We start from the raw sequence: 14,943 nt of genomic DNA on the forward strand, positions 1-14,943 counted from the left end.
CGGTTTGCCCCTCTGCCAAGCCTCGGCTAGACCCCGCGACCATGAACGAGCCCGTTTCCCACGACACAGTCAGCTTCGGGTACGAACAGGTGCCGCGCGAGGAAAAGACCGCCCGCGTCGGCGAGGTCTTTGCGAGCGTGGCGAAGCGCTACGACCTGATGAACGACCTGATGTCGGGCGGCCTCCACCGCGGCTGGAAGGACGAGTTCGTCCGGATGCTGAAGCCGCGTCCCGGCGAGCAGATCCTCGACATGGCCGGCGGCACTGGCGACATCGCGTTTCGGATGGCCGCCAAAGGGGCGGCGGTGACTGTGGCAGACATCAACCCGGCTATGCTCGAGGTCGGCATCGAGCGCGCCGCCAAGCGCGGCCTGACCGGCCTCGTCTGGCAGGAGCAGAACGCCGAGACGCTGACCGCGCCGTCGACCAGCTACGACGCCTACACCATCGCCTTCGGCATCCGGAACGTCACCGATATCCCCGCCGCGCTGAAGGAAGCGCACCGGGTGTTGCGCTTTGGTGGGCGGTTTTTCTGCCTGGAGTTCTCGACCACCGAATGGCCCGGCTTCGGCAAGATCTACGACCAGTATTCCGAGAAGCTCGTGCCCCAGATCGGCAAGTACGTCGCGAAAGACGAGGCGTCGTATCGTTACCTGATCGAGAGCATCCGCCGCTTCCCGCCGATGGGCGAGTTCGCGGGGATGATTGCAGCGGCCGGGTTCGCGCAGGTCAAGGCGCGGCCGATCCTGGGCGGCCTGGTCGCGATCCACAGCGGCTGGAAAGTTTGAGCATCTCCCACGCTCCGCAGGGGAGAGAGCGAGAGACGCGCCACTTGGCGCGGCCCGGGGAGAGGGACGTCTTTCGGCTTACGCCGGTCGGGCTTACTCGGCACATCCCCACCCCTCCCTCTCCCTGGTCGCTGAAGGGCGACCTGTCCCTCCCCCCCAGGGGGGAGGGTAGATGACCTCGTCCCTGACCCATGCCGTCCGCCTCGCGCGCTGGGGCCGCATCCTCGGCAAGCACGGCGCGCTGCGGCCGGTCGAAGCCGACCGCAACGCGCCCGCCGGGCTGCGGCGGCTGGCGTGGGCGATGCGGTTGGGGACTTTCGCTCCAAAGATTCCCGAATATGCCCGCGCCTTCGAGGCGATCGGTCCGGCCGCGATCAAGCTCGGACAAGCGCTCGCGACCCGCGCCGACCTGATCGGCATCGATGCGGCGCACGACCTGTCGCGGCTGCAGGACTCGCTGCCGCCGGTCGGCTTCGAGGTTATCGAGGCGGCGCTCGTCGATGCGTACGGCGGCCCTTGGCAGCGGCTGTTCACGAGTATCGACCCGGTTCCCGTCGGGGCGGCGTCGATCGCGCAGGTCCACCGCGCCGTCACGACCGACGGGCGGACGGTGGCGATCAAGATCCTCCGCCCCGGCATCGAGCGCGCCATCACAGAGGCGATCGACACTTACGAATGGGCGGCCGCGCACGTCGAGAAGCTCGGCGGCGAGGCCCAGCGGCTGCGGCCCCGCGCGGTCATCGCCAGCTTCAAGTCGTGGAGCCTCGCCGAGCTCGACCTGCGCCGCGAGGCCGCGTCCGCGTCCGAGCTCGCCGCCTCGATGCAGGCCGAGCCAGAATTCTTCGTGCCCGGCATCGACTGGGCCCGCACCACGCGCCGGGTCCTCACGATCGACTGGATCGACGGCGTCAAATTGTCGGATGCTGCCGGGGTCGCAGCGCTCGGCCTCGACCGGAAGCGGCTGGCTGCGACGCTGGTCCGGAGCTTCCTGCGACAGGCGATCGCCGAGGGGTTCTTCCACGCCGACATGCACCAGGGCAATCTGTTCGTGCTTCAGGACGGGCGGATTGCGGTCGTCGACTTCGGCATCATGGGCCGTCTCGACCGGCGCGCTCGCGTCTACCTCGCGGAGATTCTCTACGGGCTGATCACCGGCGACTACAAGCGCGTCGCGGAAATCCACTTCGAGGCGGGCTACGTGCCGCCGCACCACGATGTCGGCGAGTTCGCCACCGCGCTGCGCGCTGTCGGCGAGCCGATCCGGGGCCTGCCGGTACGCGACATCTCGATCTCGGACATGCTCGACGGGCTGTTCTCGATCACCCGCAGCTTCGAAATGGCGGTCCAGCCGCACCTGCTGCTGCTCCAGAAGACGATGGTGATGGTCGAGGGGGTCGCACTCAGCCTCGATCCGCAGGTCAACATGTGGGAGGTCGCGGCGCCGTTCGTCAGCGACTGGATGCGCGACGAACTCGGTCCCGAGGCGCGGCTGGCAGACAGCTTCGTCCGCAATTTTCGGGCGCTTCGCGAGCTGCCGCGCGTGCTGCGCCAGCTGATCGACAAGGTGCCCGTCGAGGGCGCAGCCCCCGCGACGGCGAAGCTCGTCGAGGAAGCCCCCGAGGTGAAGGTCCGCGCCCGGGTGGTCGGCGGCGGCGTGTGGACCTGGCTGGGCGGGGCGGTGCTCGTCGCGATCGGGGTCGGCGTCGGGGCACTGCTGTGACCGTCACCCGCTTTGCCCCGAGCCCGACCGGTCGCATCCACGCCGGCAACGTCCGCACCGCGCTGGTCAACTGGCTCGCGGCGAAGGCGGCCGGTGGCGAATTCATCCTCCGCGTCGACGACACCGACCTTGCGCGGTCGGAGGAGCGCTATGTCGACGCCATCCACGCCGACCTCGGCTGGCTTGGGCTGGTCCCCGACCGCAGCATCCGCCAGTCGGAGCGGTTCGCGCTGTATCAGGCGGCGCTCGAACGTCTCGCCGCCCAAGGCCGCGCCTACCGTGCCTACGAGAGCGCGGTCGAACTCGACATCAAGCGTAAGGTCCAGGCGTCGCAGAACAAGCCCCCGGTCTACGACCGTGCCGCGCTGGCGCTGACCGAAGCTGACCACGCGCGTTTCGCGGCCGAAGGGATCACCCCGCACTGGCGCTTCCGGCTCGACATCGCTGTACCCGTTGTCTGGAACGATGCCATTCGCGGCGAGTGCCACGTTGACCCCGCTTCGTTGAGCGACCCGGTCGTTCGCCGGGCCGACGGGACGTGGTTGTACATGCTGCCATCGGTCGTCGACGACATCGATCTCGGCGTCACGCTGCTCGCGCGCGGCGAGGACCATGTCACGAACTCCGGCGTCCAGCTGCAGATGTTCGCCGCGCTCGGAGCCACGCCGCCAAAGTTCGCGCATCTCGCGCTGCTGACCGGCGCGGACGCCGCGCTGTCGAAGCGGCTCGCCTCGGAAGGAGTCGATGCGTGGCGGGCTGCGGGTATCGAGCCGCAGGCGGTCGCGGCGCTGCTCGCCCGCATCGGCACCAGCGAGTCGGTCGAGCCGGTCAGCAGCCTCGACGCATTGGTCGCGGGTTTCGACTTTGGACATTTCAGCCGGGCGACGGCCCGCTTCGCCCCCGACGAGTTGGCCCAGCTCAACGCCCGCACCGTCCACCTGCTCGACTTCGCTGCTGTCCGCGGTCGCCTGCCCGACAGCATGACCGAGGCAGCATGGCTGGCGGTGCGCGGCAATCTTGCGACCGTCGCCGAGGCTGCCGCGTGGTGGCAGGTCGTCGCGGGCGAGATCGAGCCTGCAGTCGCTACCGACGATCGCGCCTTCATCGCCGAAGCCCGGGACGCCCTCGCTGCCCTGCCGTGGGAGGGCGACGTCTGGCACGCTTGGACCGGGACGCTCAAGGCGGCGTCGGGGCGCAAGGGCCGCGCGCTGTTCCAGCCGCTCCGCCAGGCGCTGACCGGGCGCGACCACGGTCCCGAGATGGCGGCGCTGCTGCCGTTGATCGGGCGCGACGCGGCATTGGCGCGCTTGTCGAGCGCCGCCGGTAGCTTATCTTCGCCTGAGACCTAGCCGGAGCCCGCCGTGTCGTATCTCAATCCCAACGCTGCCGAGACGCGCCGGATGCGGCTGCTGGTCGGCAGCGGTGCCGTGCTGGCGACGGTGCTGATCGGCCTCGGCTTTTACGCCGGCGGCGGTGCCGAGCGTCTGGAGCGCGTCGAGAACATCATTTACGTCAACAGCTGGGGCGCCAACCGGACGCGCCAGGACGCACTCGACGACCGTAGTCGTGAAGCCGCAGACCTCGCCCGGCGACTGCAAGCATCGCGTGCCTACATTTCTTCGCTCCCGCCCGAAAAACGTAAGCTGGCGCAAGCCGAATATGATCGTTATCTTGCAGCACCGGCAAAGGACCGGGTCAACTAGGCTGACGTCTTAATCGTTTCGAAACCTGTTATGATCGTTTCGGCGTCGTGACGGACCGCAAAAACCGGCAGGCGCGTGGCAAACTCTTGGGAGGGTCGTCATGTACTACGCCAGTGCGGGTCCCGCGAGCCGCCGTAATCCAGCCGGTCTCGCCGTCACCGTCGCGCTTCACGCGGCTTCGTCGCCGCAGCGCTGATCGGCTTCGGGGTCGTCACCCCCGATCCACAATTGTTCCGATCGATCCCGACGACGCAGATCCCCGACACGCCGCCGCCTCGGACCAACGCGGAGGTTCCAAAGACGATCTTCGACAAGGTCGTCGTCTCGGTGCCCGAACCCGTGATCAACCAATTCGACACGCCCAAGGCCGACGACACGGTGCCGCTGACCCTCGATCCCACTGGCGGTGTCGACGGCGATATCATCGCGGGGCTCTCGGGCGGCACGGTCGAAATCGTCAAGCCGCCCGCTGGCATCACCCGCAGCGCCGCGATCGACCCGCGCTACCGTGCCGACTTCGAGGCACCGTACCCGCCCGCGTCGCAGCGCCTCGGCGAGGCCGGGACCGTCGTCGTGCGGGTCGTCGTCGGCATCGACGGGCGGGTCGTCCGCGCCAGCATCGCGCAATCGAGCGGCTTCCCCCGTCTCGACGACGCAGCGCTCAAGCGGGCGCTGGCCAAATGGCGCTTCGTACCCGCGCTGCGTGACGGCGCGCCAGTCGAGGCGGAGCGCGAGGTGCCGGTTACCTTCCGCCTTCTCCAGGGTTAGCAGCCGCCGCGCTTGTCGCCTAAGCAGGGGCGATGAACGCTATCTCGGCCAATAAGGACGACCGTCCCGGCAACAGGGACAACGACGACCACTGGATGGGCGCGGCGCTGGAGTTGGCCGGGCGCGGCCTCGGGCTGACCGCACCCAATCCGAGCGTTGGCTGCGTGCTGGTCATGAATGGCCAGGTTGTCGGGCGCGGCTGGACCCAGCCCGGCGGACGGCCGCACGCCGAGGCGGTCGCACTGGCCGAGGCAAACGAGGCGGCCCGCGGCGGCACCGCCTACGTCACTCTCGAACCCTGCGCCCACGACTCGGCGCGCGGCCCCAACTGCTCGGGGCTGCTGGTCGAGGCGGGTGTGGCCCGGGTGGTGGTCGCCGTCGTCGACCCGGACCCGCGAACCGCCGGCGCAGGCATCGCCCGGCTCCGCGCTGCGGGTATCGAGGTTGTCGTCGGCGTTCGCGAGGCCGAGGCGAGGGGCGTTGCTGCGGGCTTCTTCAGCCGCCAGTTGCGCGGCCAGCCGTTCATCACCCTCAAGCTGGCGCTGTCGCTCGATGGCTGCCTGGCGCTCGCGGATGGCCACAGCCAGTGGATTACCGGGCCCGAGGCACGTGCCCACGCGCACCTCGAACGCGCGCGCAGCGACATGATCGTTGTCGGGCGCGGCACCCTCGAAGCCGATGATCCCACGCTCGACGTGCGCCTGCCGGGACCGGAGGGGCGACGCCCGCGCCCGGCAGTGCTCAGCCGCTCGCTGACAGCGATCCCCGCCGACCGGCGCATCGCCGGTGCGCTGCTTCTCCGCGACATCGCCGAGATCGATGCGATGCCCGAGGTGTCGATTGTGCTCGTCGAGGGCGGCGCGGGGGTGGCGACGGCGCTCCTCGCCATCGACAGGGTCGACCGGCTGCTGATTTATCGCGCGCCGATCGTGCTCGGCGGGATGCGCGGGATCGGCGATCTCGGGCTGGGCAGCCTCGACGCAGCGCACGGTCGCTGGCGGCGCAGCGAGGTGCGGGCGCTCGGCGTCGATCTGCTCGAAGTTTACGAACGGACGCGCTGACGGACCACTCGCCGCTGCGGGGATGACGGCGGGGCGCACAGTCGCTACCTAACCTGCATGTTCACCGGCATCATCACCGACATCGGCTCCGTCATCGACACCGAGGCGCGCGGGGACCTCCGCGTCCGCATCCGCACCGCCTACGAGCTGGACGGGGTCGCGCTCGGGGCGTCGATCGCCTGCTCCGGCGTCTGCCTGACCGTGGTCGAGAAGGGTCCCGACTGGTTCGCGGTCGACGTCTCGGGCGAGACCCGTTCGAAGACCGCCGACCGTTGGCAGGCCGGATCGCGGCTCAACCTCGAGCGCGCCCTGAAGGTCGGCGACGAACTCGGCGGGCACATCGTGCAGGGCCATGTCGACGCGGTCGCGCGGCTGGTTTCGGCAGTGGGCGAGGGCGACTCGACCCGCCTGACCTTCGTCGCGCCCAAGGCCATCGCCGGGTTTATCGCGCCCAAGGGCTCGATCGCTCTCGACGGCATCTCGCTGACCGTCAACGCGGTTGCCGATGTCGGCGACGGGGTCGAGTTCGGGGTCAACATCATCCCACATACCGCCGCCTGGACGACACTCGGCGAAACCATGACACCGGGCGCCAGCGTCAATGTCGAGATCGACGTGCTGGCGCGCTATCTTGGCCGCATGCAGGAAGCCAGCTCAGCCGCTTGACACTCTGATGTGAGGTTCTACCTTGCGTCACATCGGAATGTAGGACGCAAGCCAATGAGCAGTATGTTGATCGACCGCGTCCGCAGCCTTGTGTCGGACGGTACGACGACACGGTCGGGCCTCGCTCGCGCCGCCGGGCTTCATGCAAACTCGCTGCGCAGCCTCGACGATCCCGACTGGAACCCGACCGCGGACACGCTCCGCAAGCTCGAATCCTACCTCGCCGGCAAGCATTCGGGCCGCGTCATGGCGTCGCCTGAGGAAATTATCGACGAGGCCCGCAACGGCCGCATGTTCATCCTGGTCGACGACGAGGACCGCGAAAACGAGGGCGATCTCGTCATTCCCGCGCAGATGGCGACGCCGGATGCGATCAACTTCATGGCCCGCTACGGCCGCGGCCTGATCTGCCTCGCGCTCGCGTCGGACCGCGTCAAGGCGCTCGGCCTGCCGCTGATGGCGCAGCACAACGGCACCCGCCACGCCACCGCCTTCACCGTTTCCATCGAGGCCCGGGACGGGGTCACCACCGGTATCTCGGCCGGCGACCGGGCGCGGACCATCTCGGTCGCCATCGATGCCGGCAAGGACGCCGCCCACATCGTCTCGCCGGGCCACGTCTTCCCGCTGGTGGCGCGCGACGGCGGCGTGCTGGTTCGCGCCGGGCACACCGAGGCCGCGGTCGACGTCGCGCGGCTCGCCGGCCTGAACCCGTCGGGCGTGATCTGCGAGATCATGAAGGACGACGGCGAGATGGCGCGCCTGCCCGACCTGCTCGAATTCGCCGCCGCGCACGGCCTCAAGATCGGCACTATCCGCGACCTGATCGCCTATCGGCTGCGCCACGACCACCTCGTCCAGTGCATCGCTCAGGTGCCGCTCGACAGCATCTACGGCGGCCAATGGACCGCCAAGACCTACGTCAACAAGGCCGAATACGCGGAGCACATCGTCCTCCAGAAGGGCCGTATCGACCCGACCCGGCCGACCCTCGTCCGCGTTCACGCGATGAGCATGTTCTCCGACCTGTTCGGCGAGACCGGCGACCGCGCCGGGCAGCTGCAGCGCTCGATGCAGGCGATCGGCGAAGCGGGTGCAGGCATCGTCGTTCTCATCCGCGATGCGCGCCCGGACGCCATCTCGAGCCAGATGCGCGCACGCGGCGCGGGCGAGCCCTTCGAACTCCGCGACTACGGCATCGGCGCGCAGATCCTCGTCGACCTCGGCGTTACGGACATGGTGTTGCTGACCAACGCCCATCGCAACATCGTCGGGCTGCAGGGCTATGGGCTCGACGTGGTCGGCGAGCAGGCGATACCGGCGTAGGACTGCGCTTACGCCCTACCTGCAGCCCCGCACCACAGGAATACCGACCATGCCCCACATCCTCATCGTCGAAGCGCGCTTCTACGACGCCCTCGCCGACGCCCTCCTCGATGGCGCCCGTACCGCGCTCGAGGCCGCCGGCGCGACCCATGAAACCCTGACCGTGCCCGGCGCACTGGAGATCCCGGCAGCCGTCGCGCGCGCCAGCGAGAGCGGCAGTTTCGACGGCTTCGTTGCGCTCGGCTGCGTCATCCGCGGCGAGACCTATCACTTTGAAATCGTCGCCGGCGAAAGCGCGCGCGGCCTGATGGCGCTGTCGCTCGACGGCTTGGCGATCGGCAACGGCATCCTCACGGTCGAGAACGAGGCCCAGGCCTGGGCCCGCGCCCGCCGCACCGAGAAGGACAAGGGCGGCGAGGCGGCCAAGGCGGCGCTGGCGATGATCGCGGTGGGTGAGCGCTTCGCCGCCGAGTGACGGCGAAGCGCCCCGCAGTTCAGGCGACAGCGACCCGGCGGCGGCGCAGGTTGGCTCCGACCAGCCCGAAGCCGCCGATCATCAGCAGCCAGCTCGCGGGCTCGGGCACCGCACCGCCGATAGCCGTACCCGTGAACTGGGTGATCGTCGCGGCGGTGTTGGCGAAGCCGGTGGTGGCGTTGCCGTCGAACACCGAATTGACGCTGTAGACACCGTCGTTGAACTGGTTGGCGACGTCGTAGGAGGCGAGGAAGAAGCCCGGGCCCGACACCGACGTGCCGTTCGGGATTAGCACGTCGAGCAGCAAATTGCCGGCCGACGGATCGTAGCTGAAGCCGTTGCTGAAGTTGACGACATAGTCGAAGCCATCGGTCGCGGCGGCAGCAAACGACAACGCGCCCTCGAAGACGGTCGTCACGTTGCTGCCGATGTTATCGGCGAAGGTCGACGACAGCGGCGTGCCCTGCTCGTCGCCGAAGGCCGTCGTCGACAGGCGGATGACGACGTTGCCGTAGTCCGCGCCGTTGTGGAAACCCGGGGTCGACCGGAACGCGAGCCCGGTCAGCGTCTGTGCGCCGCTGAAGAAGCTCGACGCATAGACCTGCTGGGTGCGGCTGCCGGTCGTGCCACGGTAAGTGAACGGTGCCGGACTCTGCGCTTCGCCACTCGGCGGGTTGGCGGGTGTGACGGTAACGATATCCGCGGCGACTGCCGGCGCGGCGGCCGCTAGCAGGACGGCAAGAGCAAGCAACTTAGGCATGGTAAACTCCCTGAACGCAATGTCCCCCGACAAAGCCTGTGGATCGGTTTCGTTAATCTTCGTCAATTAATCGAAAGTCCGTCGTGGCTGTAACGAGGGCCCAGGCGGGGGCCAGCCATGCGGTGGGCGCGGGGTGACGGCGGACCCTCACCCCGCTACAGGGGCGCCGATGGCCACCAAGAAGAAACCCCGCACCGGCAGTGCAAGATCGGCGGCGCGACTGGCGGCGGTGCAGGCATTGTACCAGCGCGAGATGTCGGGCGGCTCGGTCCCGGCACTACTCCACGAGTTCCACCGCCACCGCCTCGGCGCGACCATCGAGGACGCCGAGTACCGGGAAGCCGACGTCGACTTCTTCAACGACCTGGTCTCGGGCTCCGTTGCCCGTGAGGCCGAACTCGACACATTGATCTCCGCGGCGTTGGCCGAGGGCTGGGCGATCGATCGGCTCGACCGCCCGATGCGCGCGCTGCTGCGTTCTGGGGTCTACGAGCTGGTCGCGCGTCCCGACGTGCCGGCGGCCGCCGTCGTCGACGAGTATGTCGACGTCGCCCATGCCTTCTACGAGGCGCGCGAGGCCGGCTTCGTCAACGCGCTGCTCGACACGGTGGCGCGGCGGGTGCGTGAGTAGCGCCCTCTCGCTGTCATCCCGGCGAACGCCGGGACCTAGCTGTGCCAAGGCTTCGGAATGCCGTGGCTCGGCTAAAGCTGGGTCCCGGCGTTCGCCGGGATGACAGCGTAGCCACCGGGATGACACACTAGCCCATGCGCGAGCGTCAGCTGATCGCCGACCTGCTCGCGCCGTTGGCCACGCACAAGGCGGCACGCGGCCTGAGCGACGACGCCGCGGTGTGGCCGCCGCCGCTCGGGCGCGAGGTCGTGTTGACCCACGACACCATCGCGAGCGGGGTCCACTACCTCGCCACCGATCCACCGTCGGACATCGCCTGGAAGCTGCTCGCGGTGAACCTGTCGGACCTCGCCGCGATGGGCGCGACCCCGGCCGGCGTGCTGCTCGGGGTGACGCTCGGACCCGCCGAGGATGACGACTGGCTGCGCGCTTTCGTTACCGGGCTCGGGCGGGCGCTGACCCACTTCGAGGTCGCGCTGTTCGGCGGCGACACGGTCAGCTGGGGCGGCGCGGCGGTGCTCGGGTGCACGGCGCTCGGTCATGTCGAGCATGGCGCGGCGCTCGGGCGCGGCGGCGCGCATGTCGGCGACGAGGTCTGGGTGAGCGGCACCATCGGCGACGCCGGGCTCGGGCTGGTGGTGGCGCAGGGCGATGCAGCCTCCGACAGATACCTCCTCAACCGCTACCGCCGTCCCGACCCGCGCCTTGCCCTCGGCCGCACCCTCGTCGGCCTCGCCAACGCCGCGATGGACGTCTCCGACGGCCTGCTCATCGACGCCGAGCGGCTGGCCGCAGCCAGCGGTGTCGCCGTCGAGATCGACCTGGGCGCGGTCCCGCTGTCCCCTGCAGCCCGCGCCCGCGCGGGCGATGGCGAGGTAGCCCGCCTCGCGTTCGCGACCTCGGGCGACGACTACGAGTTGCTGTTCACCGCTCCTGTCGACGCCGGTATCGCCGCGCTCGCCACCGCCAAGGTTCCGCTGACCCGCATCGGCCGGATCGTTTCGGGAACGGGAGTCGCGGTCCTCGGCGCCTCGGGCCCCCTCACCCCAACGCGCCTCGGCTACGAGCACTAGCAGTAGCGCTGCTTGCCACATCGTCACCGGTTTGCCACAACCGCGCCAATTAAACTGCGCGGCCCTCGAATGGCGGCGTCCAAATTCTGGGGGTTTCAGGCGCATGAACATTATTCTGCTCGCGATGGTGTGCGGGCTCATCGCCGTCGCCTACGGCATCATTACCGCGATGCAGGTGCTCCGCGCCTCCCCCGGTAACGAGCGCATGCAGCAGATCGCCGCCGCCATCCAGGAGGGAGCAGGCGCGTACCTGACCAAGCAGTACACCACCATCGCCATGGTCGGCGTGCTGATGATCGTGCTCGTCGGCGTCTTCCTCGGGCTGGTCCCGGCGGTCGCCTTCGCGGTCGGGGCGCTGCTCTCCGGCGCGACCGGCTTCATCGGCATGAACATCTCGGTGCGCGCCAACGTCCGCACCGCCGAGGCCGCACGCCACTCGCTGCAGGGCGGCCTGACCATGGCCTTCCGCTCGGGTGCCGTGACCGGTATGCTCGTCGCCGGGCTCGCGCTGCTGGCGATCTCGGGCGTGTACTACGCGCTTCTCTATGGTGGCCTGGAGCCCACGAGCCGCCCAGTCGTCAACGCCCTGATCGCGCTCAGCTTCGGTGCCTCGCTGATATCGATCTTCGCGCGCCTCGGGGGCGGCATCTTCACCAAGGCCGCCGACGTCGGTGCCGACATGGTCGGCAAGAACGAGCTCGGCTTCGACGAGGACGACGACCGCAACCCCGGCGTCATCGCCGACAACGTCGGTGACAACGTCGGCGACTGCGCCGGCATGGCGGCCGACCTGTTCGAAACCTACGTCGTCACCATCGGTGCCACCATGGTGCTGGTCGCGCTGCTCGTCGCCGGTTCTGATGCCGTCAAGCTGATGCAGCTGCCGCTGCTCGCGGGCGGCGTCTGCATCATCACCTCGATCATCGGGACGTATTTCGTCCGTCTCGGCAAGTCCGGCTCGATCATGGGGGCGCTGTACAAGGGCTTCATCGTCACGGCGGTGCTGTCGATCCCGGCCCTGTGGTTCGCGACGCAGATGATCTTCCCGAACATGGAGCAGGTCATCGGCACGGCCGCCGAGGCAACCGGCAGCAGCATCACCCCCGCCGTCGCCGCCGGCACCGCCTTCACCGGGCGCGCCTTGTTCTACTGCATGCTCGTCGGCCTCGGCGTCACCGGGCTGATCGTCTGGATCACCGAATATTACACCGGCACCAACTACCGCCCGGTCCAGTCGATCGCCAAAGCCTCGGATAGCGGCCACGGCACCAACGTCATCCAGGGCCTCGCGGTCTCGATGGAGTCGACTGCGCTGCCGACTTTGGTCATCGTCGTCGGGATTATCAGCAGCTACCAGCTCGCCGGCCTGATCGGCATCGCCTTCGCCGCCACCGCGATGCTGGCGCTGGCCGGCATGGTCGTCGCGCTCGACGCCTACGGTCCCGTGACCGACAACGCCGGTGGCATCGCCGAGATGGCTGGCCTCGAGGGCGAAGTCCGCCAGCGGACAGACGCGCTCGACGCGGTCGGCAACACCACCAAGGCGGTCACCAAGGGCTATGCGATCGGCTCGGCCGGCCTTGCCGCGCTGGTGCTGTTCGCGACCTACACCGAGGACCTGAAACGCTTCTTCGGCAACGTCGTCGTCGATTTTTCGCTGTCCAACCCCTACGTCGTCGTCGGGCTGCTGCTCGGCGCGCTGCTACCATACCTGTTCGGCGGCATGGCGATGACCGCGGTCGGGCGCACTGCCGCGGCGGTCGCTCAGGACATCCGCGCGCAGTTCAAGGAGAACGGCCCGGCGATCATCAGCCGCCAGGCTCGCCCGGACTACGCCCGCACCGTCAGCCTGGTCACCGCGGGCGCGATCCGGGAAATGATCATCCCGTCGCTGCTGCCGGTGCTCGCGCCGGTCGTCGTCTATTACGCGATCACCGCGGTTGCGGGGCAGGGCAACGGCTTTGCCGCACTCGGCGCGCTGCTGATGGGCGTCATCGTCTCCGGGCTGTTCGTCGCGATCTCGATGACGTCGGGCGGCGGTGCGTGGGACAACGCCAAGAAGGTCATCGAAGTCGGTGCCTATGGCGGCAAGGGCTCGCCCGCCCACCAGGCCGCAGTCACCGGCGACACCGTCGGCGACCCGTACAAGGATACGGCCGGCCCGGCCGTCAACCCGATGATCAAGATCACGAATATCGTGGCGCTGCTGCTGCTCGCGGCGCTGGCGGGGGCGTAAAGCGGGGTCGGCCTGGCGAGAAATTGTCATTCCCGCGAAGGCCGGAACCCAGCTAGCTCACAGGCTCTGAATTTGGAGCGTTTGGGGCAGTTGGGCTCGGGCCTTCGCCGGAACGACAAGTCATCTCAGCCACATACCACCCGTCGCGCTCAACGCGGTCCGTCGCGGCCCGTGCTGTCGCCGCCCGGCGCCGTGCCCGCGCCGACCTGGCCGATATTGCCGAACAGGTCACGCAGCAGGTTCTTGTCGCGGCCCAATGTCGGGGTCTTGTCGCGGACCGGGTTGATGCTCGCGGTCTGCTCGAGGCCGCGGCGGTCGATACCGGTGACATTGCCGCGGGCGTCGAAGCTGATGCGGATCACCGACTGGCTCGTCGCCTTGGGGGCCGCGAACGCCAGCTGCGTGGTGTTGCGCGAGACGTAATACCACTCGCGCTGGTCGAACTCGCTGGTGAAGGTCGGGCGGCCCAGCGTCTTGGCCACCGACTCCTGGTTATCGACGCCCGGCTGGATCGCCGAGACCAGCGACTCGTCGACGATATAGCCCATGTTCTGCTTCAGCCGGCTGCACCCGGGCAGCACGGCAGCGGCGACGGCCACCGCAATTAGGACACGTGACGCCCGCATGGGCAAACTCCTGGACACTGCGGCACCCCGACCATTGCAGCGGGGCGCGGCGGCCTCAATATGCGCCCCACGGGTTTTGAACAAGGTTGCCAAATGAAATGGCCTGACTGGACGGGGCGGCGGACACCGCCTGGGGATGCGCTGTACCGGCGCATTGTCGAACTGGCGCGGTCGCCGTCTTGGTTCCAGGCCGGCGGCGTGCCCGACACCGTCGACGGGCGCTTCGACGCGGTCGCGCTGGTGCTGGCACTGGTCATGCTGCGGCTGGAGCGCGAAGATGCCGCGCGTTTCTCGGTCGACGTCACCGAGCGCTTCATCGCCGACATGGACGGTTCGCTGCGCCAGATGGGTATCGGCGACCCGACTGTCGGCAAGCAGGTCGGCCACATGGTCGGCGCGCTCGGCGGGCGGTTGGGAGCCTACCGTGAGGCGCTGGCCGGGCAGGCTCCGCTCGCCGAGGCGCTGGCGCGCAACCTGTACCGCGGTGCCGCCGTCGATCCGGTCGCGCTGGCGTGGAGCGAGGGCGAGGTCCGGCGCCTGGTGGCGAAGTTCGACGCCCTGCCCGAAGCGGCAATCCGGGAAGGACGCCTGTGACTCCCGAGACGCCCGAATTTTCACGCCCGATGCGGCTCCACGACATCGGCTCGGCGGCGCGCGAGATCGCCTTCACGGCCACGCTCGACGAGCGCGCGGCGCTGGTCAAACGCTTCGACCTGCTCGATCTCGAAGCGCTGACCGCGACGCTGTCGGCCCGGACCGAGATCGGCGGCATCCGCGTCACCGGGCGCGTCGTGGCGAAGGGCTTCCAGCCGTGCGGGCTGTCGGGCGCGCCGGTCAACTTCGCGGTCGACGAGCCCGTCGACCTGCGGTTCGTGGCGCTCAAGACCGGCGGCGAGGACATCGAGCTCAGCGACTCCGACCTCGACGTGCTGCCGATCGAGGGCGAGGCGATCGACCTTGGCGAGGCGGCGGCGCAAAGCTTCGGGCTGGCGCTCGACCCCTATCCGCGCGCGCCGGACGCCGAACTGCCGCCCGCGGTCATCGCCGAGGACAAGGTCGTGCCATTAAAGCGGCCCAACCCGTTTGCTGTCTTGAAGCGGGAGTAGCGCG

At 69.0% G+C, this 14,943-nt stretch carries 16 protein-coding genes; 14 read left to right on the plus strand and 2 right to left on the minus strand.

Annotated features, from left to right (window positions below; all coding sequences use genetic code 11):
* Window positions 1–41 precede the first annotated feature (41 nt).
* The 9 genes from KX816_02630 to ribH all read left to right on the plus strand — a co-directional run bounded on the left by KX816_02630 (window position 42) and on the right by ribH (window position 8,507).
* Window positions 42–788 carry a class I SAM-dependent methyltransferase gene (locus KX816_02630; protein QXQ06975.1) on the plus strand — a complete coding sequence of 249 codons (747 nt, stop codon included), beginning with the start codon at window positions 42–44 and terminating at the stop codon, window positions 786–788.
* 172 nt (window positions 789–960) lie between these two features.
* Window positions 961–2,508: a 2-polyprenylphenol 6-hydroxylase gene (gene ubiB / locus KX816_02635; GenBank protein QXQ06976.1), complete on the plus strand. Its 1,548-nt coding sequence runs from the start codon at window positions 961–963 to the stop codon at window positions 2,506–2,508.
* The gene (locus tag KX816_02640) at window positions 2,505–3,857 is read left to right on the plus strand and encodes a glutamate--tRNA ligase (protein QXQ06977.1); all 1,353 of its coding nucleotides are present in this window, start codon (window positions 2,505–2,507) and stop codon (window positions 3,855–3,857) included. Before ubiB ends, KX816_02640 begins: the two co-directional genes overlap by 4 nt.
* 51 nt (window positions 3,858–3,908) lie before the next feature.
* A complete protein-coding gene (locus KX816_02645; protein ID QXQ06978.1) occupies window positions 3,909–4,211 on the plus strand; it encodes a hypothetical protein in 303 nt (100 codons plus the stop codon).
* A 228-nt stretch (window positions 4,212–4,439) separates the two neighbouring features.
* Window positions 4,440–4,979, plus strand: coding sequence for a TonB family protein (locus tag KX816_02650; protein ID QXQ06979.1), 540 nt, complete (start codon window positions 4,440–4,442; stop codon window positions 4,977–4,979).
* Between the two features lie 95 nt (window positions 4,980–5,074).
* Window positions 5,075–6,040, plus strand: a complete 966-nt coding sequence (gene ribD / locus KX816_02655; protein QXQ08362.1) for a bifunctional diaminohydroxyphosphoribosylaminopyrimidine deaminase/5-amino-6-(5-phosphoribosylamino)uracil reductase RibD — start codon at window positions 5,075–5,077, stop codon at window positions 6,038–6,040.
* Between the two features lie 57 nt (window positions 6,041–6,097).
* Window positions 6,098–6,706 (plus strand): riboflavin synthase, encoded by a 609-nt coding sequence (locus KX816_02660; GenBank protein ID QXQ06980.1) that lies wholly within the window; start codon window positions 6,098–6,100, stop codon window positions 6,704–6,706.
* A 54-nt stretch (window positions 6,707–6,760) separates the two neighbouring features.
* On the plus strand, window positions 6,761–8,032 hold the full coding sequence (gene ribB, locus KX816_02665) for a 3,4-dihydroxy-2-butanone-4-phosphate synthase (GenBank protein ID QXQ06981.1): 1,272 nt from the start codon (window positions 6,761–6,763) through the stop codon (window positions 8,030–8,032).
* A gap of 49 nt (window positions 8,033–8,081) precedes the next feature.
* Window positions 8,082–8,507, plus strand: a complete 426-nt coding sequence (gene ribH, locus KX816_02670) for a 6,7-dimethyl-8-ribityllumazine synthase (protein ID QXQ06982.1) — start codon at window positions 8,082–8,084, stop codon at window positions 8,505–8,507.
* A 19-nt stretch (window positions 8,508–8,526) separates the two neighbouring features.
* Here the strand turns inward: ribH and KX816_02675 are convergent, their stop codons facing one another.
* Window positions 8,527–9,267, minus strand: coding sequence for a PEPxxWA-CTERM sorting domain-containing protein (locus KX816_02675; protein QXQ06983.1), 741 nt, complete (start codon window positions 9,265–9,267; stop codon window positions 8,527–8,529).
* Window positions 9,268–9,436: 169 nt separating this feature from the next.
* Between KX816_02675 and nusB the strand changes: the two genes are divergently transcribed.
* From nusB to KX816_02690, 3 genes are all read left to right on the plus strand, one after another.
* A complete protein-coding gene (nusB, locus tag KX816_02680; protein QXQ06984.1) occupies window positions 9,437–9,898 on the plus strand; it encodes a transcription antitermination factor NusB in 462 nt (153 codons plus the stop codon).
* 134 nt (window positions 9,899–10,032) lie between these two features.
* A complete protein-coding gene (gene thiL / locus KX816_02685; GenBank protein QXQ06985.1) occupies window positions 10,033–10,971 on the plus strand; it encodes a thiamine-phosphate kinase in 939 nt (312 codons plus the stop codon).
* A gap of 103 nt (window positions 10,972–11,074) precedes the next feature.
* On the plus strand, window positions 11,075–13,207 hold the full coding sequence (locus KX816_02690) for a sodium-translocating pyrophosphatase (protein ID QXQ06986.1): 2,133 nt from the start codon (window positions 11,075–11,077) through the stop codon (window positions 13,205–13,207).
* 149 nt (window positions 13,208–13,356) lie between these two features.
* On the opposite strand, the gene bamE is transcribed toward KX816_02690, so the two are convergent.
* The gene (bamE, locus tag KX816_02695) at window positions 13,357–13,833 is read right to left on the minus strand and encodes an outer membrane protein assembly factor BamE (GenBank protein ID QXQ06987.1); all 477 of its coding nucleotides are present in this window, start codon (window positions 13,831–13,833) and stop codon (window positions 13,357–13,359) included.
* Window positions 13,834–13,926: 93 nt separating this feature from the next.
* Between bamE and KX816_02700 the strand changes: the two genes are divergently transcribed.
* Together KX816_02700 and KX816_02705 are read left to right on the plus strand one after the other, a co-directional pair.
* Complete coding sequence (locus tag KX816_02700; protein ID QXQ06988.1) at window positions 13,927–14,427, plus strand: ubiquinol-cytochrome C chaperone family protein; 501 nt, start codon at window positions 13,927–13,929, stop codon at window positions 14,425–14,427.
* Window positions 14,424–14,939 carry a DUF177 domain-containing protein gene (locus KX816_02705; protein ID QXQ06989.1) on the plus strand — a complete coding sequence of 172 codons (516 nt, stop codon included), beginning with the start codon at window positions 14,424–14,426 and terminating at the stop codon, window positions 14,937–14,939. Before KX816_02700 ends, KX816_02705 begins: the two co-directional genes overlap by 4 nt.
* Window positions 14,940–14,943 lie beyond the last annotated feature (4 nt).

The organism is Sphingosinicellaceae bacterium, from assembly GCA_019285715.1.
Taxonomy (GTDB): domain Bacteria; phylum Pseudomonadota; class Alphaproteobacteria; order Sphingomonadales; family Sphingomonadaceae; genus Glacieibacterium.

Bases quoted from the DNA above. Each gene is read 5' to 3' on its own strand.
- KX816_02675 (QXQ06983.1), bottom strand. From the start codon at position 9,267: ATGCCTAAGTTGCTTGCTCTTGCCGTCCTGCTAGCGGCCGCCGCGCCG.
- nusB (QXQ06984.1), top strand. From the start codon at position 9,437: ATGGCCACCAAGAAGAAACCCCGCACCGGCAGTGCAAGATCGGCGGCG.
- KX816_02630 (QXQ06975.1), top strand. From the start codon at position 42: ATGAACGAGCCCGTTTCCCACGACACAGTCAGCTTCGGGTACGAACAG.
- KX816_02645 (QXQ06978.1), top strand. From the start codon at position 3,909: ATGCGGCTGCTGGTCGGCAGCGGTGCCGTGCTGGCGACGGTGCTGATC.
- ribB (QXQ06981.1), top strand. From the start codon at position 6,761: ATGAGCAGTATGTTGATCGACCGCGTCCGCAGCCTTGTGTCGGACGGT.
- KX816_02700 (QXQ06988.1), top strand. From the start codon at position 13,927: ATGAAATGGCCTGACTGGACGGGGCGGCGGACACCGCCTGGGGATGCG.
- bamE (QXQ06987.1), bottom strand. From the start codon at position 13,833: ATGCGGGCGTCACGTGTCCTAATTGCGGTGGCCGTCGCCGCTGCCGTG.
- ribH (QXQ06982.1), top strand. From the start codon at position 8,082: ATGCCCCACATCCTCATCGTCGAAGCGCGCTTCTACGACGCCCTCGCC.
- ribD (QXQ08362.1), top strand. From the start codon at position 5,075: ATGGGCGCGGCGCTGGAGTTGGCCGGGCGCGGCCTCGGGCTGACCGCA.
- ubiB (QXQ06976.1), top strand. From the start codon at position 961: ATGACCTCGTCCCTGACCCATGCCGTCCGCCTCGCGCGCTGGGGCCGC.
- thiL (QXQ06985.1), top strand. From the start codon at position 10,033: ATGCGCGAGCGTCAGCTGATCGCCGACCTGCTCGCGCCGTTGGCCACG.
- KX816_02660 (QXQ06980.1), top strand. From the start codon at position 6,098: ATGTTCACCGGCATCATCACCGACATCGGCTCCGTCATCGACACCGAG.
- KX816_02690 (QXQ06986.1), top strand. From the start codon at position 11,075: ATGAACATTATTCTGCTCGCGATGGTGTGCGGGCTCATCGCCGTCGCC.